Genomic DNA, 18,491 nt, shown 5'->3' on the forward strand with positions numbered 1-18,491 from the left:
CCCAATACCTCCTGCACACCTTAGGTTGGCAAATCGTGGACATCCTCGAATACACCCCCGAGCCCGAGCAGTTCGCCTGGACCTTCGGCGGGGTGCCGCCGGTCCGGCGCGTCAAGCCGGGCACCGCCCTGAGGTTGTGGACCGAGGACGCGTACTGCGGCACCCTCCGCAGCACGGCGGACCTGGCCAGCGCCTCGCTGAACATGCCGTTCGTGAACCCGCAGACCGGCCCGTTCTACGTCGAGGGCGCCGAGCCCGGAGACACCCTGGTGCTGCACTTCGTGGAGCTCACGCCGGCCCGCAGCTGGGGTGTGTCCACGACCATCCCGTTTTTCGGCGGCCTGACCAGCACCGACCGCACCGCGACACTGCAGGACCCGCTGCCGGAGCGGACCTGGATCTACGAGGTCGACTCCGACAAGCAGACCGTCGGGTTCCACGCCCGGAGCAGCGGGCTGGAGCTCGCGCTGCCGTTGGAGCCGATGCTGGGCACGGTCGGCCTCGCGCCGGCCGCGTTCGAGGCTCGCTCGTCGCTGGTTCCGGACATGTTCGGCGGCAACATGGACACGCCGGAGATGCGGGCCGGTGCGACTTGTTACCTGCGGGTGAACGTCGAGGGTGCACTGTTCTCGGTCGGCGACGGGCACTACCGCCAGGGCGAGGGTGAGTCCTGCGGGACCGCGGTCGAGGGCGCGATGAACGTCGTACTGATCGTGGACCTGGTGAAGACGCCGGGACCGGTCTGGCCGCGGATCGAGAACGACGACTACCTGGCGGTGGTCGGGTCGAGCCGGCCGCTCGAGGACGCCTGGCGGGCCGGTCAGGTCGACATGGTCGGCTGGCTCGGGTCCCTGTACGGACTGGACAAGCTCGACGCCTACCAGCTGCTCAGCCAGATCAGTGAGGTCCCACTGGCGAACGTCGTCGACGTGAACTACAGCGTGGTCACCAAGGTCCCGAAGCGCCTGCTACCGAGCGCGACGGTGTACGACGGCATCCACCAGCACCTCCGTGCCGCGGCCGCCACTCTCACCTGAAGCTGGGTACGACGTCCTCCGCGAACCGCTGCATCGGCTCGTGGTCGTACGCGACCCGGGAATGTAGACGATGACGTACTGGATCCCGGCCTCGGCCAACCTCTCGACGTGCTCGGTGAGCCGCTTCGTCGTGAGGACCTCGGCGAGAGCACCAGGGGTTCCGCCGGCGCCGATCTCCGCGAACTCGTCCAGGCTGTAGCGGCCCCGCGCCTTGGCCGTCGTGGCGACCGGGTCGGCACCGGACTCGACCGGAAAGACGTTGAGGCTGGTCGACTTGACGATCTCGTCGTAGTCACGGCCGACGTCGTCGCAGTGTTGCCGGAGTACGGCGAGCTTGTGCTCGATCACGTCGACGCGACCGGTGCCGAAGTTGCAGACGTCGCCGTACTTCGCAACGAGCCGGAGCGTGACCCGCTCGCCACCACCGCCGATCCACAACTGTGGCTTGCGCCGCGGTACTACGAAGGGCTTGTCGACCGAGTGGTACTTGCCCTCGAAGACCACGTCGTCCTCGGTCCACAACCGGTGGATCAGCTCCACGGACTCCGCGAACGACCCCATCCGGTCCTTCTGGCTCGTCCACGGATAGCCGTACGCCCTCCACTCGTGCTCCGACCAGCCCGCGCCGATTCCGGCGTACAGGCGGCCGTGGCTGGCGACGTCGACGGTGGCGGCCATCTTCGCGTAGAGCGCCGGGTTGCGGTAACCGTTGCAGCCGACCATCTGGCCGAGCTTCACCCGGTGCGTATCGCGGGCGAGTGCGGCCGTGGTGGTCCAGGCCTCGAAGACGGTCTCGCGGACCGGCTCGGGCACTGTGTGGAAGTGGTCGAACAGCCAGATCGCATCCCACGGCCCGGCATCGGCGGCCCGGGCGACCGCGGTCATCGCCTCCCACTGCTCGACCGGATCCTCGAGTTCAGCCAGGTCCATCCGCCAACCCTGCGGTACGAAGACACCGAACTTCATCGGGCCCTCCCGGTACGACGTGAGATCGCGACGCCGGCCAGGCACACCGCGCCGCCGACTAGTGCGAGCAACGCGGGCGTCTCGCCGAGGAAGAGCCAGCCGAGCGCGATGGCGACGACCGGGACCACATAGACCGTGGCGCCCATCTTGCCCGCGCTGGTCCGCCGGAGGGCGAACGCCCAGGTGGTGAATCCGAGCGCGGTCGGGAAGGCGGCCAGGTAGACCGCCCACCAGATCGTCCCAGCGCTCGCGGATCCGAGCTCGTCGACTAGTGCGGGCGCGAACGGGACGCAGACGACGGCGCCGATGGTGCAGGCGAGCCAGGTGACCTCCGCCGCGGGGAGCCGGCCCAGTAGGGGCTTCTGCGTGACCACGCCGACGGCGTACGAGATGGCCGCGGTGATGCAGAGGACGACACCCCAGGTTTCCGCGCGGCCGGTGGAGGTCGACGTACCGATCAGCAGGATGCCGCCGAACGCGACCAGGCTGCCGATGACGACCTGGCGGGGGAAGCCCTCGCCGAGGGTGAGGCCGGCCAGCAACGCGATCAGCAGCGGGGCGATGTGGACGAGCATGGCCGCGGTCCCGGCGTCGAGACGGCGTTCGGCCTCGTTGAGCGTGAGGTTGTAGACGCCGAACCAGAGCAGGCCGCAGGCCAGCAACTGCGGCCAGTCGCGCGCGGCCGGCCAGCGGCGTCCGGCCACCTCGCGCCGTGGGCGGAGGAAGAGGAACGCGCCGAGGAAGATGCTGCCGAGGCCGAGGCGGGCCAGTGCCAGAGCGCCGGCCGAGAACTCGGTGCCGGCGTGCCGGATGGCGACGAACGACGAAGCCCAGAGCACCACGGTCACGGCCGCCGCGGCGGTCGCGAGGCCGCTCCTGGGCGGAGCTTCCACGATGGTAGTCACCCTGACTACCCTAGGAACCAGCTCTCAGTTTTCCCATGCCGGATCGGAGTCGAAATGGCGGTCTTGCTTACTGAAACGAAAAGCCAAGTGCTCGATGAGCTCAATACCCGGATCTTGGCCGAACTGACCGCCGACCCGCGGCTGCGGACCACCGAGCTGGCCCGCCGGCTGGGCGTGTCCACGCCGACCGTGCGGGAACGCGTCGCGCGGCTGGAGGAGTCCGGGGTGATCCGGGGCTACCGGCTCGAGGTGGATCCGGCCGCGCTCGGGCTACCGGTCGCGGCGTGGGTGCGGCTGCGGCCCGGTCCGGGGCAGATCCCGAAGATCATCGAGCTGGCCGCGCGTACGCCGGAAGTCGTCGAGTGCCACCGGATCTCGGGCGAGGACTGTTTCCTGATGCGCGTCCAGGTTCCCGCGATCGCGTCGCTCGAGGACGTCCTCGACAAGTTCCTCGTCCACGGCCAGACGACGAGCTCGTTCATCGTCTCGACCCCGGTGCCCCCGCGCTCGGTGCCGTTGGGGTGAACCCCAACCACCGCTGAGGGTGGTCTGCATCACTAATGTGGTGGCGACTTAGTGACCCTTGGAAGGACCCCGACCCATGGCTGCTGACAAGTCTGTTCGCAGAGTTGCCCTGCTCACCGCCGGCGGGCTCGCGCCCTGCCTGTCGTCCGCCGTCGGCGGGCTGATCGAGCGCTACACCGAGGTGGCGCCCGACGTGGAGATCATCGCCTACCTGAACGGGTACCACGGCCTGCTCAGCGGCCGGTTCGTCGAGGTGACGCCGGAGGTCCGGGCGAAGGCGTCCGTACTGCACAAGTTCGGCGGCAGCCCGATCGGCAACAGCCGGGTGAAGCTGACCAACACCGCGGACCTGGTCAAGCGCGGCCTGATCGCCGACGGCCAGAACGCGCTCCAGGTCGCGGCCGAGCGGCTGGTCGCCGACGGGGTCGACGTCCTGCACACCATCGGCGGTGACGACACCAACACCACCGCCGCGGACCTGGCGGCGTACCTGCACGAGCACGACTACGACCTGACCGTGGTCGGCCTGCCGAAGACCATCGACAACGACGTGATCCCGATCCGGCAGAGCCTGGGCGCGTGGACCGCGGCGGATCAGGGCGCGCTGTTCGCCCGCAACATCATCGCCGAGCACAGCTCGAACCCCCGGATGCTGATCGTCCACGAGGTGATGGGCCGCAACTGCGGATGGTTGACCGCGGCAACGGCCCGGGCGTACCGGGACTGGCTGGACACGCAGGAGTGGAACCCGGGCATCGGCCTGGACCAGGGCGGCTGGGACGTGCACGCGGTGTACGTGCCGGAGGCAACGATCGACCTGGACGCCGAGGCGAACCGGCTGCGCAAGGTGATGGACGAGAACGACTGCGTCAACATCTTCCTGTCCGAGGGCGCCGGCGTACCGTCCATCGTGGCCGAGATGGAGGCCCGTGGCGAGGAGGTCGGGCGGGACCCGTTCGGTCACGTGAAGCTGGACACCATCAACCCGGGCGCGTGGTTCGCCAAGCAGTTCGCGGAGCGGATCGGCGCGGAGAAGACGATGGTGCAGAAGAGCGGCTACTTCAGCCGTTCGGCCGCGGCCAACGACCGCGACCTGGCTCTGATCAAGGAGTGCACCGACTACGCGGTCGACGCCGCGCTGCGCGGTGAGAGCGGCGTGGTCGGCCACGACGAGGAGCGCGGTGACGAACTGCGCGCGATCGAGTTCCCGCGGATCGCCGGCGGCAAGGAGTTCGACCCGGGCGTCGACTGGTTCGTCGCGCTGAAGGCGGAGATCGGTCAGGCCTGAGTGCTGAGGCGGCCGACCCACTGGTCGGCCGCCTTCTCGATCTGCGCGAGGACGTCGTCGAAGTCGGCGTCGTCGCCGTAATACGGATCCGGTACGTCGTCATCGGCGAACAACCGGGCGTCGCCACCGAGCTCGGCCAAGTGTCCTGAGTCCATCGCGAGCACGAGGTCGCGGTCCGCGAACCACCCGGGCCGGAACTGGCGGGCCCGGTGCGCGCTGCCGTCGTACCCATGCCTGCGCAGCACGGCCGCGGCCCGCGGGTCCATCCGATCCCCGACGTGCCAGGCGCCCGTCCCCGAGCTCGTCACCTCGACGTCGTCGATCCCCGCCTCGGCGAGCTTCGCGCGCAGCACGACCTCGCCGATCGGCGACCGGCAGATGTTCCCGGTGCAGACGATCTCGACGTGCCTGGGCACTACTTGATCTCGGCCTTGTCCGGAAGAACGATGTTCAGCACGATGCCGACGACGGTGATGATCACCGAGCCGAGCAGCGCGGACCAGAAGCCGTCGACGTGGAACTGGACGTCCAGCTTGCCGGTGATCCACGACGTGAGCAGCAGCATCGCCGCGTTGATGACGAAGAGGAACAGCCCCAGCGTCAGGGCGATGAGCGCGCACGACAGCAACTGGAGGATCGGCTTCACAATCGCGTTCACGACGCCGAAGATCGCGGCGACGATCAGCAGCGTGAGGATCCGCCGTCCGGTGGTCGCACCCTCCAGAGTGATCCCGGCGACGACCCAGGTCGCGATCGCCAGCGCGACCGCGTTGGCGAGGAGTCTGATGACCAAGTTCTTCATGCGGTCGATCCTCCCATCCCACCGGTGCCTCTACGCCCGGTACGCGCCCTGACCCGAACCTGACTCTTGACACGGAAATGACCAAGTGATCTGATCATTTTCATGTTCCGTCCATTGGTTGGGGTAGTCGCGTTGTCACTCACGGCAGCGGGCCTCGGTCTGCCCGCTGCTTCCGCCGACCCCTCCAGCTGCAGCGCCGTGAGCACGAACTGGACCGCCCAGGCCCAGCCGCACGCCGCGCCCGAGGGCCTTCTGAACGCCTACAGCGACACCGGGAAGGGGTGGACCGGGGCGGACAGCACGTACTCCGTGCCGCTGTCGGGTGGGCGGACCGCGTTCGTCTTCTCGGACACCTTCCTCGGCCCGGTGAACCCGGACGGCAGCCGTCCGACCACGACGCCGTTCATCAACAACTCGTTCGTCATCGAGCAGGGCGGGAAGCTGAAGACCGTCACCGGCGGTACGGCGACCAACCCGACAGCGCTCGTACCTCCGCCGTCCAACGGCTGGTACTGGTTCGGCGCCGCGCAGACCAGCAACGCCGGCCGGAACCTTGACGTCATTGCCTTGCGGTTCGAGAAGACCGGACCGGGCCAGTGGGACTGGCACTGGGCCAGCAACTACCTCGCCCGGTTCGACAGCAAGACGTTCAAGCTGCGCAGCCTCAAGCCGCTCCCGTCGGCCGCCAACGTGCAGTGGTCCGGCTGGCTGCTGCGTGACCACGGCTACACCTACATCTACGGCGTGGAGGACCTCGGCTCCTCGAAGTACCAGCACGTCGCCCGAGTCCGCGGTGACGACCTGACCGCGAAGGCGTGGGAGTACTGGACCGGCTCCGGCTGGTCGGCGGACGAGACCGCTTCCGCACGTGTGCTCGAAGGTGTCGCCAACGAGCACAGCGTGACCCAGTGGGGTGACGGCTATCTGCTGGTCACGCATGACACGACAGAGCTGTTCAGCAAGCGAGTCCTCGGGTACTTCTCCTGCTCGCCGACCGGTCCGTTCGTGAAGCCCGTCGAGCTGTACCAAACCCCGGAGACCGGTGGGAACATCATCACCTACAACTCACATGAGCATCCGGACCTGCGCCGTGGCAACGAGCTCCTGGTCAGCTACAACGTGAACAGTCTCGTCAGCGACGACCTGTACGCCGATGTGAGCATCTACCGCCCGCGGTTCCTGACCGTCACCCTGGCGGCGGCGCAGTGAGCACCCCGGGTGGCGTCGTACGCCGCAGCCTGCTGGACGATCTGGCGACGTCGATGCTCTCACTGATCGCGGACCGGAAACTGTCGGTGGGTGACCAGTTCGAGTCCGTGCGGTCGCTGGCCGAGCGGTTCAAGGTCGCCGTACCCACCATCCGGGAGGCGCTTCGCCGACTGGAGGCAACCGGCGCGGTGGAGCTGCGGCACGGCTCCGGTGTGTACGTCGGTCCGAACGTCGGTCGTCTCGTCCTGGCCAACCCCCTGGCGCTGGCGCCGAGCGCGGAACGGCTGGTGGAACTCTTGCAGGCACGCGCTCTGATCGAGCCGCCGGTCGCTGCGCTGGCCGCCCAGATCCGGGCCGAGACCGCACTCGAGCAAATGGAACGGGACCTCGCCGCAGCGGCCGAGCTGATCGCATCCGGCGACCATGCCCAGCTCGCCGAGGTGAACATGGACTTCCACCGCTCACTGGCGCAGGCGTCCGGAAACGCGACCCTGGCCGAGGTGGTCGAGTCCGTCACCGTCGTCAACGCGCGTGAGCAGCTGGAGATCCTGCACATCCACGGCGACCGGCAGACCGACCTGGACGAGCACCGCGCCATCTACGACGCGGTCCGCGCCGGAGACACCGAACTGGCTGAACGCCTGACCCGCGAACACCTCGACGGCGTCCTCGTCGTCATCAACCAACGACTTCAGCACCCCTGAGCTGGAAGGACGCACTCCCATGCAACGCAAGATCAACCGCAAAGCGCTCACCGCCCTCGCAGTGGCCGGTGCGCTCGCGCTGTCCGCCTGTGGGGGCGGCGGGGCCGCCGGCGGTGCCGCCAAGGGCGAGGACAAGCCGGTCGACTCGCTGAAGTTCTACAACGACAAGGGTGGCTGGAAGGACGCCTTCACCCAGGTCGGCGCGGCGAGCAAGTCCGATATCGGCGTCGGGATGGAGCCGGTCGGCTACTCCGACTCCAACACCTACACCGCGTTCATCCGCTCCTCGTTCCGGACCAAGGAGAAGGCGGACCTGTTCAGCTGGCACACCGGCAAGGAACTTCAGGACCTGGTGGACCAGAAGCTCGTCGCCGAGACCACCGACCAGTGGACCAAGGCGGTTGCCGACGGCAACATCCCGGAGCAGCTCAAGCAGTACTTCACCTACGGCGACAAGCAGTACTGCGTGCCGCTGAACGCCGGGTACTGGGTGATGTACTACAACAAGGCCGTCTTCAAGAAGGCCGGGATCACCCAGACGCCGAAGACCTGGGCCGAGCTGACCCAGGTGGCCGACAAGGTCAAGGCGGCCGGGGTCAAGCCGTTCTACCAGACCAACATCCTGTTCTCCTTCGTCTGGTTCGAGACGCTGCTGGCCGGCAAGGACCCGGACCTGTACGACGCCCTCGCCACCGGCAAGGCGAAGTACACCGACCCGGGCGTGGTCGAGGTGATGAACGAGTGGAAGAAGATGATCGACGCCGGCTACTTCAGCGACCCGGGTTCGAAGACCGAGCCGCAGGCGCAGCTGAAGAACGGCGACGTGGCGATGATCAACTTCGGTACCTGGTTCAGCGGCAACCTGAACACGCTGAAGATGAAGGCCGGCACCGACTACGACTTCTTCGTGATCCCGAACGTGAACCCGGACCTGCCGAAGACCTCGATGATCTTCGAGACCGGCCCGGTCTGCTCGGCCGCCGCCAGCGACCACGCCTCCACGGTGAAGAAGTGGACCGACTGGTGGGTCACGCCGCAGGCGCAGACCGCGTGGGCGAACTCCCGCGGTGACCTGTCGTTCAACCCGAAGGCCGAGGTCAAGGACCCGGGCCTGGCGGCGCTCAACAAAGATGTCGGAGGCGACGGCAGTGCCAGTTACCGGCTGATCAACCGTTGGTTCGAGGCGACGCCGGTGCCAGTCGCGAACAAGGCGCTCGAGGTGTTCGGCGCGTTCGTCACCAAGCCGGGCGACCCGATGCCTGGCCTGCAGAAGATCCAGGCCGAGGCGGACGCGTACTGGGCCAAGCAGAAGTGACTTCGACGATCGAGCGGGCGCCGGTCAAGCCACGGGTGAGCGTCCAGCGCTCGGCCCGGACCGGCGCCCGCATGGCGCCGCTGTTCGGGCTGCCGGCCGTGGGCGTGGTGGCACTGCTGCTGTACCTGCCGTTCCTGTGGACGACGTACGTCAGCTTCACCGACTACGACGGCCTGGCCTCACCCGTCTGGTCGGGGCTGACGAACTACAAGGCGATGTTCAGCGACCCGGACCTGGTCGGGGCGCTGACCAACACGCTGCTGTGGGTTGTCGGCATGGTGACTCTGCCCGTGGTGCTCGGGCTGCTGATCGCCGTCATGACTTATGGACACAAGTGGGGCACGTGGCTGCGGCTGCCGTTCCTGCTGCCGTACGCGATCTCCGGTGTGGCCGTCGGCGTCATCTGGGGGTTCGTGCTGCAGCCCGACGGTGCGCTCGGTCAGGTGCTCGGGTTCTTCGGCCTTCCCGGTGCGCACACCGGCTGGCTGCAGGCCGGCCCGGGCAACACGCTGATGATGATCGTGGCCGTCACCTGGCAGGCGGCGGGTGTGAACGCCCTGCTGTTCGTGGTCGGGTTGCAGTCCATCCCGGCGGAGCCGCTGGAGGCTGCCCGCCTGGACGGCGCTGAGGGCTTCAGGCTCTTCCTGCACCAGCTCTGGCCGCAGCTCCGGCCGATCACGACGGTGGTCGTCGGGCTGTCGATCGTCGGAAGCCTCAAGACCTTCGACGTGGTGTGGGTGATGACGCAAGGCGGTCCTGGTACGTCGTCGGAGACGCTCGCGCTCTCGATGTACAAGGAGACGTTCGTACTGAACGACTACGGCCAGGGTGCCGCGATCGCGCTGTTCCTGAGCCTGGTCACGTTCGCCGCGTCGATCCTCTATCTGCGCTACCAGTTGGGGGAGTCGCGTGAGCAAGGTTAAGACTGCGATTCTCGTCGTACTGGGGCTGATCTGGCTGGCGCCGGTGTACCTGCTGGTCGTGAACGCGTCCAAGTCCGTCGACGGGTTCGACGCGAAGACGGTGTGGAAACCGGCCGGGTTCGCGCTGTTCACGAATTTCGGGGACGCGTGGAGCAAGGCCGCGCTGGGCGACACGCTCGTAGCGACCACGATGTACAGCGTCATCGCGCCGGTGATCGCCGTGCTGATCGGCGCGGCCGCCGGGTACGCGATCGTCGTACTGCGGTTGCGACGCGGGTTCCTGTGGTTCGTGTTCATCTTCGGCGGGACGATCTTCCCGCTGCAGATGATCCTGATGCCGCTGTTCTCCGGGTACGCCGACTCCGGGCTCTACGACACCCGGGTCGGGATGATCATCGTGTACACCGCGATCAGTGTGCCGTTCTCGGCGTTCGTGATGCGCAACTTCTTCACCGGTATCGCGCGCAGCGTGTTCGAGGCCGCGATCGTCGACGGTGGTGGGCTGTTCCGCATCTTCCGGAGCATCTACCTGCCGATGGCGGGGGCTGCGCTGGCCGCGATCTTCATCCTGCAGGCGACCTTCGTCTGGAACGACCTCCTGCTCGGGCTGACGCTGAGCCAGTCTGAGTCGGTCCGCCCGATCATGCCGGCGCTGACCGGTTTGCAGAGCACGTACGGCGGCGCCGCGCTTCCCACCGTGTTGGCCGGAGGGCTCCTTGTCTCTCTGCCGACGGTGATCCTGTTCCTGGCCGCCCAACGCTTCTTCTCCCGGGGTCTAGCCCTCGGTCAGTTCTGAAAGGAAACAAATGCAGGACTCTGCAAACAGCGCCGCCTTCGGCGGCGGGGGCGGGGGCCGCCGCACAGTCGTCGTCACCGGTGGCGCCGCCGGGATCGGACGAGGTGCCGTCGAACGGTTTGTCCAAGCCGGTGATCAGGTTGTTGCCCTGGATCGGGACGCGGAGGCGCTTGCTGGGCTCGAGAAGGAGCTCGGAGTCCGTGGGATCACCGTGGACGTCGGAGATCGTGAGGCTCTCGCCGCGGCCGCGCAGCAGGTGGAGCACGTCGATGCCCTCGTCTGTGCGGCCGGAGTCCAGCGGTACGGGACGGTTGTGGATACCTCGTGGTCCGTCTACGACGAGGTGATGGCGGTCAACGTCGGCGGAGTGTTCTTCGCCTGCCAGGCGTTCGTGCCGCTGCTCCCACGCGGCGGCAGTGTCGTCGTGGTGTCGTCCGTTCAGGCGTATGCGGCGCAGCACGGCGTCGCGGCGTACTCAATGGGGAAGGGCGCGCTGCTCAGCCTCGTACGGGCGATGGCGGTGGACCACGCGGCGGACGGAATCCGCGTCAATGCGGTCTGTCCGGGCTCGGTGGACACACCGATGCTGCGGACGTCGGCGGCCCAGTTCGGAGGCGGCCGGTCGACGGATGACGTGGTCGCGGAGTGGGGCCGGTCGCATCCGCTAGGGCGGGTGGCGACACCGGGAGAAGTCGCCGAGGTCATCCATTTCCTCGCGTCCCCGGCCGCGGCGTTCGTCACCGGGGCGGACGTGAAGGTCGACGGCGGGTTGACCGCCGGGCTGGCCGTCGTACTGCCGGAGGACACGAAGTGAAGATTGTCGACATCCGCGCCACGACTGTAACGATGCCGCTCGAGGCGCCGTTGCGGCACAGCAATGGTGCGCATTGGGGGCGTTTCGTCCGGACCGTGGTCGAGGTCGAGGCCGACAACGGGCTGATCGGGCTCGGCGAGATGGGCGGTGGCGGTCAGAGTGCCGAGGCCGCCGTCACCGGGCTCAAGCCGTACCTGGTCGGTCACGATCCTGCTCGGACCGAGGCGCTCCGCTGGATGCTCGCCAACCCGACTGCGAGCCTGTACAACAACCGAACCCAGCTGCTGGCTGCGATCGAGTTCGCCTGTCTCGACCTGCAGGGCCGGCAACTCGGCGTACCCGTGCATGAGTTGCTGGGCGGCAAGGTCCGCGACTGGGTGCCGTTCGCGAGCTACCTGTTCTTCCGGCACCCGGCCGACGACGGAACCGGTGAGATCCGGACGGCCGAGCAGTTGGTCAAGCACGCGCGGCAGCTCGTCGACGAGCACGGGTTCAGTGTGCACAAGCTGAAGGGCGGTGTCTTTCCGCCGGACTACGAGCGCGAGTGCTTCCGCGCGCTGGCCGAGGCGTTCCCCGGGCACCGGGTCCGCTTCGACCCGAACGGCGCGTTCAGCGTCGAGGAGGCGATCCGGTTCGCCCGCGGGATCGAGGACCTTGACAACGACTACCTCGAGGACCCGACCTGGGGTTTGAACGGGATGCGGCGAGTCCGCGAGAAGACGTCGATCCCGCTGGCGACCAACACCGTGGTGGTGAACTTCGAGCAGCTCGCGGCCAACGTCCGCGATCCCGCAGTCGACGTGATCCTGCTGGACACCACGTTCTGGGGCGGCATTCGCCCGTGTATCAAGGCCGCCGGCGTCTGCGAGACCTTCCAGCTCGGTGTCGCCGTTCATTCATCCGGCGAGCTCGGCATTCAGCTGGCGACGATGCTGCACCTTGGCGCCGTCGTACCGAACCTCTCGTTCGCCGCGGACGCGCACTACCACCACCTGCGTGACGACATCATTGCCGGCGGCAAACGTCCGTACGTCGACGGCGCGATCGCGGTCCCGGACGGACCCGGGCTCGGCGTCGAGCTGGACCGCGACAAGCTGGCCGAGTACGCCGAACTGTTCCGCGAACTCGGCCCGTACCCGTACGACCGGGACCCGGCACGTCCGGACTGGTACCCCCTGCTCCCGAACACCGATTGGGCCGACCCCTCATGACCATCCCTCGCAGTGCCGACCTGGCCAGCGACGTCTTGACTCACACCTACGACGACATGTTCAACCCGCCCGGGCTGACGAACTTCCTGGGTACGGCGCAGGTCGACCTGGACGTGGTCGCGATCCGCAGTGTGAACTTCCCGCCATACTCGCACGGCGACTGCATCACCGGTCAGCTGTACGTCGACGGCCGGCTGGCCCGCTCGTACGGCGGGACCGTCGAGGTGGTGTGGCGGCCGGACTGCGTGGTCCGATCGACCGTCGTCGACGGGCTGACGCTGCGGTCGGTCACCGCGTGTGCGCCCGGTCGGCCGGCTGTCGTCGTACGGCTCGAGCTGGAAGGTGCGCCTGGGCGGTCGGTGCGGCTCGGGTTCGCGCTGGACAGCACGGCGACCCGGTCCGAGAGTGGATGGTTGAAGCCGGAGCCGCCGTCGGAGCCGAACGACTTGAGGGTTGTCGACAATCGGGTTGCCGGCACTGGTGCATCCGCTTCCGCGGTCAGCCTGCAGGGCCTCGACGTGCCGGCGGTTGCCGACCGGTCGATGCTTGAGGCAACGATTGTTCTGGATGCCGCGGGCAAGGGACAGCTCTCGTATGTGCACGTGCTGGCCGAGGATCTGAGTGACGCGACGACGCACTTCGACATGTGTGTGGCCGACGTACCGGCGGTGATTGCTGCTGCGGAAGGCCTGTGGGACAAGGCGTTGGCGGATGCTTTCGATCCGTCGAGCGATGGCTTCAGCGGTTCACTGCCGATCCTGGAGACCACGAACGACGCACTGCGAAAACTGTACTGGTGGGGCGTTCTGGGTGTGATCTGGTTCCGGCGGGACAACCCGGCGAGTGTGCTTGGGCGGACCTACGACACGTTGATGCCGCGCTACTGGCAGACCACGACGTTCATCTGGGACTACAGCCTCTCGTCGCTGACCCACGCATTGCTTGACCCGGAGCCGATGCGCAAGCACATCGAGCACTGGATCGACCTCGACATCCACAAGCACTTCGGGACCGAGTGGCTGACCGGAGGACCGGTCGGCTACTGGTACTCGGTCAACGACTTCGCCATGACTCGGTTGGTCCGCGACTACGTGCGCTTCACCGGGGACTCCGGGTTCCTGGACGCGTCGGTCGGTCCCAAGCCGGTCGCGGAGCACCTGCAGGACTGGGCGACGGCGTGGCGCGGTCTGCGGGGTGAGCATGCTTTGGCGGACTACGGAGGTATCGATAACCTGCTGGAGTGCGTGAGCAGCTACGTGCACGAGGTGGCGAGCTTCAACGCCGCCAACGTGTGGTGTCTCCGCGTCGCTGCGGAGGTCGCCGATCGCTCTGGTGATGCCGATCGCGCTGAACTGCTCCGCAAGGAGGCGGACGAGCAGGCCGGCCATGTCAACGAGCTGTACATCGAGGGCGCGGGCTTCTGGCACGCTCGGCAGCCGGATGGCTCACTGGTCCCGGTGCGGCACTGCTACGACTTCAACATCATCGGTACGACGATGGCCGACGACCTCTCCGAGTCCCAGCGGGCCGAGATGGTGTCGTTCTTCCAGCGTGAGCTCCAGACGCCCACCTGGATGCGCGCGTTGTCGCCGTACGACGCCGATGCGGCCTTCAGCGTGCGCCCTGACCACCAGTGGAACGGCGCCTACCCTGCCTGGCCGGCCGATGCGTCCCGTGCTCTGTTCGCCCTGGGTCGTGGCGATGTCGCGCTCGAATGGCTCCCCGGGCTGGCTCGCACCGCGAACCAGGGGCCGTGCGGCCAAGCCCACTTCGTCGAGGAAGCCGCTCCGCTGATGTCCGGCGGCGCGCGCAAGTCCCCGCCGCAATTCCCGTACCTGATCGACTGGGCCTGCTCCTCGTCAGGCTCCTGGGTCAGCCTCGTCCTGGAAGGCATCTTCGGCCTCGAGATCGCCCTGGACGGCACAGTCACCGCCAACCCCCAAGTCACAGCCCTCGACCCCAACGCACAGCTCCGGGGCCTCCGAGTCGGCTCAAACACCTACGACGTCTCCGCCGAAGGAATCACCCAGCGCTAGCTAGGTGGCATGGCTATGGCTTCCAGGAGGGATTCCTGGGCGCCTTCCAGGTGGTGGCGGAGTTCTTCGACGCATTCGTCCAGCTCGCCGCGTTCCAGCAGGCGGATCAGCTTGCGGTGGGACGCGACCTGCTGGCGCGCGTCCTGCCGCAGCGCGTCCACCCGCGCCAGCGCGAGGCGAGCCTCCCCGGTGACCGAGTCGGCAGTCGCGATCAGCCGTTCGCTGCCGGTCAGCGCGACCAGGCTTCGGTGGATCGCCAGGTGCGTCTCCGTCATCGCCTCCGGGTCAGCACCATCTTTCGCGGTCGCCGCGAACACCCGCATCGCCTCGCGGACCCGCTCCCGCGCTGCCTCGTCCGCGTCGAACCACGCCCGGATCCCGGCCGACTCCAGCACGAACCGGGCCCGGCAGATGTCCGCCACCGCGTCCGGGTGCAGGATCGCCACGCTGACACCCTTGTTCGGCTCCCGGACCGCGAGCCCTTCGGTGACCAGCATGGTCATCGCCTCGCGAACGGTGCTCCGGGCAACTCCCAGCGCCTCCGCGAGTGGCTGTTCGCGTAACGGCGTACCAGGTTCGAGGTCTCCCGCGAACAGGGCGGCGCGCAGCGCGTCGACCACCCGGTCCACCGTGGTCGAGCGGTCCACCCGCAGCCGTTCGTACATAGGGCGATTCTCGTCCAGTCAAGGTCCGTTGTCGCGCGCGACCCGGCTCGCGGGCCGCTCCTGGCGGCTGCCTGTGGATAACTCTCGACACAATGACCTGGTTTTAGGGCAGCATTTTCCTCTGTGGCCGCCCCTCTCCCCGGACCGGCGTGGAGAGCCACCGAGCGATCGAGGAGCACATAGTGGGTGACAGCAAAGCCCTGCCGATCCTCGGCGGCGTCATGCTGGTGCTGTTCCTGCCTCTGCTGATCGTGATCGCGCTGATCGTCGGCGGCCTCGCCGGTATGGAGGCCAGCGCGTCGGACTGCGGCACCAGTGAGACCGAGGGCAAGGCGTTCGCCTGGCCGACCGACAAGCACGACATCGAGCAGGGCTGGCAGGACCCCGACTCCGAGGGCAACAGCCACTCCGGTCTCGACTTCAACGTCGACGAGGGCAGCAAGGTGTACGCCGCCGAGGCCGGCACGGTCACCTCGGTCGCGAACGACGAGGTCCGGATCAAGCACGACAAGGGCGTCGAGACCCGCTACAAGTACTTCAAGGACATCAAGGTCAGGGTCGGCGCCACGGTCAGCCGTGGCCAGGAGATCGGCACCTCGGGCTCCGGTGACGAGGCCACCCCCGGGTTGACCGGCTCGCACCTGCACTTCGAGCTATGGGTCGACGAGAAGAACGACGGGAACCTCAAGAACACCAAGCCCGAGGACGACTCGTTCGGCGACGACGCCGCCACCAGCGACGAGGGCGGCGCGGGCTGTTGCGGCGGAGACCTGACCGGCAACAACAACGCGCAGAAGGCGTTCAACTACTTCGCCTCCAGCGGGTACTCCAAGGAGCAGGCGGCCGGGATCGTCGGCAACATGATCCACGAGTCCAGCGTCGAGCCGGGCCGGCTGCAGGGCACCCCGTCCGGCAAGGTGACCAACCCGTCCGACGCGGTCGAGAGCCCGATGGGCTGGGGCATCGTGCAGTGGACGCCGGCCGGCAAGATGATCAAGCCGTCCCGCCAGGCCGGGATCGACGACGCCACCATCGTGTCCCTGCAGTTCCAGCTGGACTTCCTCCGCAAGCAGCTCAACGGTGAGACGGCGATCCCGGAGAAGGCTGCCGGCGACCAGGTGAAGGCGGCCAAGACGGTCGAGGACGCCGCCGTCGCCTTCGGCCGGTACTACGAGCGCTTCGCCGGCTCCAACGACCTGAGCAACTCGCGCTACACCGAGCGCAAGGCCGCCGCCAAGGAGGTCCTGTCGACGTTCGGCGACGGCGCACCATCCGGTGGCGGCTGCGGCGCCGGCAGCGGCAACATCGCCGCCGTCGCGAAGACGCTGGCCTGGCCGACCTCGGGGCACGACGGCACGGACAAATCCCTCGCGACGAAGGAGTACCGGGCGGCACTGCCGAAGTACAACAGCGAGAGCGGCGACCGCGTCTGGACCGACTGCGGGCGGTTCGTCGCGACCGTGATGCGGATGAGTGGTGCCGACCCCGACTACCCGATGGTGTACACCCCCACGCAGGAGAACTACCTTCGGACCTCCGGGAAGTACGACGTGTTCGACAGCATCAAGATCGCGGACCTGCAGCCGGGTGACATCCTGATCGGCCCCGGTCACACGTACCTGTTCGTCGGGCCGTGGGGCAACGGCTTCAACTCGGCCTCCGGCTCACTCGGAGACCACGTGCCGGAGGCAAGTAATGCCTACGACGTCGGTATCCCGGGCGGGTTCGCCGCCGCCCGGCTGAAGAAGAAGTAGGAAGGAGGAACGCATGCTCGAGGAGAAGCGGCGACCCGTCCTGATCGGCGCGACGGCCATCGTGATCGCTGTGGTGCTGATCGGTGGCTATCTGCTCTTCCGCGGCGCACCCGAGTCCAAGCTGACCGTGACGTCGATTCCCAACGACCTCACGCTGACGCTCGACGGGAAGCAGATCGCGGCGAACGGCGAGGTCAAGGTGAAGGCCGGCACCCACACGCTCGCGGCGGAGCGGAACGGGTTCGAGAGCTACAGCCAGACGGTGACCGCGGAAGGCGGCGACCCGTTGAGCGTGAAGATGTACCTGTACGCCAACGGCCCGGAAGGGCGCGAGTGGGCGGAGAAGCACCCCGAGCAGACGCTGCAGGCCGAAGAGGAGGCCGGACGGCGCTACGACGAGATCAACAAGCGGCTGCGGGAGAAGTACCCGATCATGGCCGCCCTGCCGTACCTCGGGCCCGGCTTCAAGGCGACCTACGAAGCCTCGAAGTCCGACCCGAAGAACCCCGAGGCGATCTCGATCGTCATCGCCACCTACACCGCCGACGGCAAAACCAAAGCCCTCCAATGGATCCAAGGCCAAGGCTGGGACCCCAACACCCTGGACATCATCTACACCACCACCAGCTAGACGGGCAGGATCAGGTCGCCGCCTGGGGTGGTGATGGGGTGTAGTGGGAAGTCCAGGGGGTTGGTGAGGCAGCGGATGGAGCCGCCGCCCTTGTGGAACTCCGACAGGTCGAGGACGACGACGCGCAGGCCCAGCGTGGTGAGGATGTCGTGCAGGCGGGGGGAGCATGCCGGCATGATGATCGTCTCGTTGACGACGATCGAGTTGGCGCTGAACGCGAACGCCTCCTCGTCGGTGAGCACGATCGGGTCTGGCACGATGCCGGACAGCTCCGCCTGGCTGGACTCGTCGAAGGCCGGCGGGTAGATCATCGCGTGCGTGCTGTCCACCGGGCAGAACGGCAGGTCCAGGTGGTACATGCCTTCGTGCGCGATCCGCAGCCCGCGGACGCGGATGTTCCACTCGGTCGCCAGGTGCTTGAGCGCCTCGGCCTCGGTCCGCGGGCCGTATCCCACGACCAGACTGTCGCCGAAGACGAACGCGTCACCGGACTCGAAGTGCGGCCCGACGCCCTCACTCCCGGGCCTGCTCAGGGTGAACCCGTCCCCGGTGAACCACTCGGCCGCGGTCAGCGACTCCTTCCGGCGCGGTTCGAAGCGCATGTGCGAGAGCATTGCCCGGCCGTCCGCCGTCGCCAGGCCGAGGTTCATCGCGTAGACCATGTCCGGTGAGTCCGCGCGCTGCGCGAGTACGTCGACCTCACCGCCGGCGTCCACGATTGCCTGGCGCAGGGAGTCCCACTGCTTCAGCGCGAGCGCCGGATCCGGCTGGTCGTGCGTGGACATGTACGGGTTGATCACGTAGTCGATCCGGAAGTGGTCCGGGCGGACCATCAGATACCGGCGACCCCACTCCAGCGGCTGACCCATGAGCACCCCTTCTGACTGTTGAGATCTATTGCCAGATCCCC

General features: G+C 67.6%; 19 protein-coding genes. 13 read left to right on the forward strand and 6 right to left on the reverse strand.

What is annotated here, in order from left to right; all coding sequences use genetic code 11:
* Positions 1 to 35: 35 nt before the first annotated feature.
* The gene (locus tag AB0E63_RS04540) at positions 36 to 1,037 is read left to right on the forward strand and encodes an acetamidase/formamidase family protein (RefSeq protein ID WP_360361284.1); all 1,002 of its coding nucleotides are present in this window, start codon (positions 36 to 38) and stop codon (positions 1,035 to 1,037) included.
* Here AB0E63_RS04540 and AB0E63_RS04545 read toward each other — a convergent pair.
* The gene (locus tag AB0E63_RS04545) at positions 969 to 2,003 is read right to left on the reverse strand and encodes an LLM class F420-dependent oxidoreductase (RefSeq protein ID WP_360361287.1); all 1,035 of its coding nucleotides are present in this window, start codon (positions 2,001 to 2,003) and stop codon (positions 969 to 971) included. The genes AB0E63_RS04540 and AB0E63_RS04545 overlap by 69 nt on opposite strands.
* Positions 2,000 to 2,908 carry an EamA family transporter gene (locus AB0E63_RS04550; RefSeq protein ID WP_360361290.1) on the reverse strand — a complete coding sequence of 303 codons (909 nt, stop codon included), beginning with the start codon at positions 2,906 to 2,908 and terminating at the stop codon, positions 2,000 to 2,002. Before AB0E63_RS04550 ends, AB0E63_RS04545 begins: the two co-directional genes overlap by 4 nt.
* An 87-nt stretch (positions 2,909 to 2,995) precedes the next feature.
* On the opposite strand from AB0E63_RS04550, the gene AB0E63_RS04555 reads away from it, so the two are divergent.
* Entirely contained in the window at positions 2,996 to 3,433 is a 438-nt protein-coding gene (locus AB0E63_RS04555; RefSeq protein ID WP_360361293.1) for an Lrp/AsnC family transcriptional regulator, read from the forward strand.
* Between the two features lie 76 nt (positions 3,434 to 3,509).
* Positions 3,510 to 4,721 carry a pyrophosphate--fructose-6-phosphate 1-phosphotransferase gene (locus tag AB0E63_RS04560; RefSeq protein WP_360361295.1) on the forward strand — a complete coding sequence of 404 codons (1,212 nt, stop codon included), beginning with the start codon at positions 3,510 to 3,512 and terminating at the stop codon, positions 4,719 to 4,721.
* On the opposite strand, the gene AB0E63_RS04565 is transcribed toward AB0E63_RS04560, so the two are convergent.
* Both AB0E63_RS04565 and AB0E63_RS04570 read right to left on the reverse strand, forming a co-directional pair.
* Positions 4,712 to 5,137, reverse strand: coding sequence for a low molecular weight protein-tyrosine-phosphatase (locus tag AB0E63_RS04565; RefSeq protein WP_360361298.1), 426 nt, complete (start codon positions 5,135 to 5,137; stop codon positions 4,712 to 4,714). The two genes, AB0E63_RS04560 and AB0E63_RS04565, sit on opposite strands and share 10 nt — an antisense overlap.
* The gene (locus AB0E63_RS04570; RefSeq protein ID WP_360361301.1) at positions 5,137 to 5,523 is read right to left on the reverse strand and encodes a phage holin family protein; all 387 of its coding nucleotides are present in this window, start codon (positions 5,521 to 5,523) and stop codon (positions 5,137 to 5,139) included. The genes AB0E63_RS04565 and AB0E63_RS04570 overlap by 1 nt, the downstream gene beginning before the upstream one ends.
* Before the next feature lie 198 nt (positions 5,524 to 5,721).
* Between AB0E63_RS04570 and AB0E63_RS04575 the strand changes: the two genes are divergently transcribed.
* From AB0E63_RS04575 to AB0E63_RS04610, 8 genes are read left to right on the forward strand one after another with little or no spacing between them, the layout of a single operon-like run.
* Positions 5,722 to 6,732 carry a DUF4185 domain-containing protein gene (locus AB0E63_RS04575; RefSeq protein WP_360361304.1) on the forward strand — a complete coding sequence of 337 codons (1,011 nt, stop codon included), beginning with the start codon at positions 5,722 to 5,724 and terminating at the stop codon, positions 6,730 to 6,732.
* Positions 6,729 to 7,436, forward strand: a complete 708-nt coding sequence (locus AB0E63_RS04580) for an FCD domain-containing protein (protein ID WP_360361307.1) — start codon at positions 6,729 to 6,731, stop codon at positions 7,434 to 7,436. The genes AB0E63_RS04575 and AB0E63_RS04580 overlap by 4 nt, the downstream gene beginning before the upstream one ends.
* 19 nt (positions 7,437 to 7,455) lie before the next feature.
* Complete coding sequence (locus tag AB0E63_RS04585; RefSeq protein ID WP_360361310.1) at positions 7,456 to 8,751, forward strand: extracellular solute-binding protein; 1,296 nt, start codon at positions 7,456 to 7,458, stop codon at positions 8,749 to 8,751.
* Positions 8,748 to 9,674: a sugar ABC transporter permease gene (locus AB0E63_RS04590; protein WP_360361313.1), complete on the forward strand. Its 927-nt coding sequence runs from the start codon at positions 8,748 to 8,750 to the stop codon at positions 9,672 to 9,674. The genes AB0E63_RS04585 and AB0E63_RS04590 overlap by 4 nt, the downstream gene beginning before the upstream one ends.
* A complete protein-coding gene (locus tag AB0E63_RS04595) occupies positions 9,661 to 10,470 on the forward strand; it encodes a carbohydrate ABC transporter permease (RefSeq protein ID WP_360361316.1) in 810 nt (269 codons plus the stop codon). Before AB0E63_RS04590 ends, AB0E63_RS04595 begins: the two co-directional genes overlap by 14 nt.
* 10 nt (positions 10,471 to 10,480) lie before the next feature.
* The gene (locus tag AB0E63_RS04600; protein WP_360361319.1) at positions 10,481 to 11,284 is read left to right on the forward strand and encodes an SDR family oxidoreductase; all 804 of its coding nucleotides are present in this window, start codon (positions 10,481 to 10,483) and stop codon (positions 11,282 to 11,284) included.
* Complete coding sequence (locus AB0E63_RS04605; protein ID WP_360361322.1) at positions 11,281 to 12,495, forward strand: enolase C-terminal domain-like protein; 1,215 nt, start codon at positions 11,281 to 11,283, stop codon at positions 12,493 to 12,495. The genes AB0E63_RS04600 and AB0E63_RS04605 overlap by 4 nt, the downstream gene beginning before the upstream one ends.
* Complete coding sequence (locus AB0E63_RS04610; protein ID WP_360361325.1) at positions 12,492 to 14,531, forward strand: hypothetical protein; 2,040 nt, start codon at positions 12,492 to 12,494, stop codon at positions 14,529 to 14,531. The genes AB0E63_RS04605 and AB0E63_RS04610 overlap by 4 nt, the downstream gene beginning before the upstream one ends.
* Here the strand turns inward: AB0E63_RS04610 and AB0E63_RS04615 are convergent.
* Positions 14,528 to 15,196 (reverse strand): GntR family transcriptional regulator, encoded by a 669-nt coding sequence (locus tag AB0E63_RS04615; protein ID WP_360361328.1) that lies wholly within the window; start codon positions 15,194 to 15,196, stop codon positions 14,528 to 14,530. The two genes, AB0E63_RS04610 and AB0E63_RS04615, sit on opposite strands and share 4 nt — an antisense overlap.
* A gap of 182 nt (positions 15,197 to 15,378) precedes the next feature.
* Between AB0E63_RS04615 and AB0E63_RS04620 the strand changes: the two genes are divergently transcribed.
* Both AB0E63_RS04620 and AB0E63_RS04625 read left to right on the forward strand, forming a co-directional pair.
* Positions 15,379 to 16,950 carry a phage tail tip lysozyme gene (locus tag AB0E63_RS04620; RefSeq protein ID WP_360361331.1) on the forward strand — a complete coding sequence of 524 codons (1,572 nt, stop codon included), beginning with the start codon at positions 15,379 to 15,381 and terminating at the stop codon, positions 16,948 to 16,950.
* Positions 16,951 to 16,963: 13 nt separating this feature from the next.
* Positions 16,964 to 17,581, forward strand: a complete 618-nt coding sequence (locus AB0E63_RS04625) for a PEGA domain-containing protein (RefSeq protein WP_360361334.1) — start codon at positions 16,964 to 16,966, stop codon at positions 17,579 to 17,581.
* On the opposite strand, the gene AB0E63_RS04630 is transcribed toward AB0E63_RS04625, so the two are convergent.
* Entirely contained in the window at positions 17,578 to 18,450 is an 873-nt protein-coding gene (locus tag AB0E63_RS04630) for an arginine deiminase-related protein (protein ID WP_360361337.1), read from the reverse strand. The two genes, AB0E63_RS04625 and AB0E63_RS04630, sit on opposite strands and share 4 nt — an antisense overlap.
* Between the last annotated feature and the right edge of the window lie 41 nt (positions 18,451 to 18,491).

It is taken from the genome of Kribbella sp. NPDC026596, assembly GCF_040638415.1.
Classification (GTDB): domain Bacteria; phylum Actinomycetota; class Actinomycetes; order Propionibacteriales; family Kribbellaceae; genus Kribbella.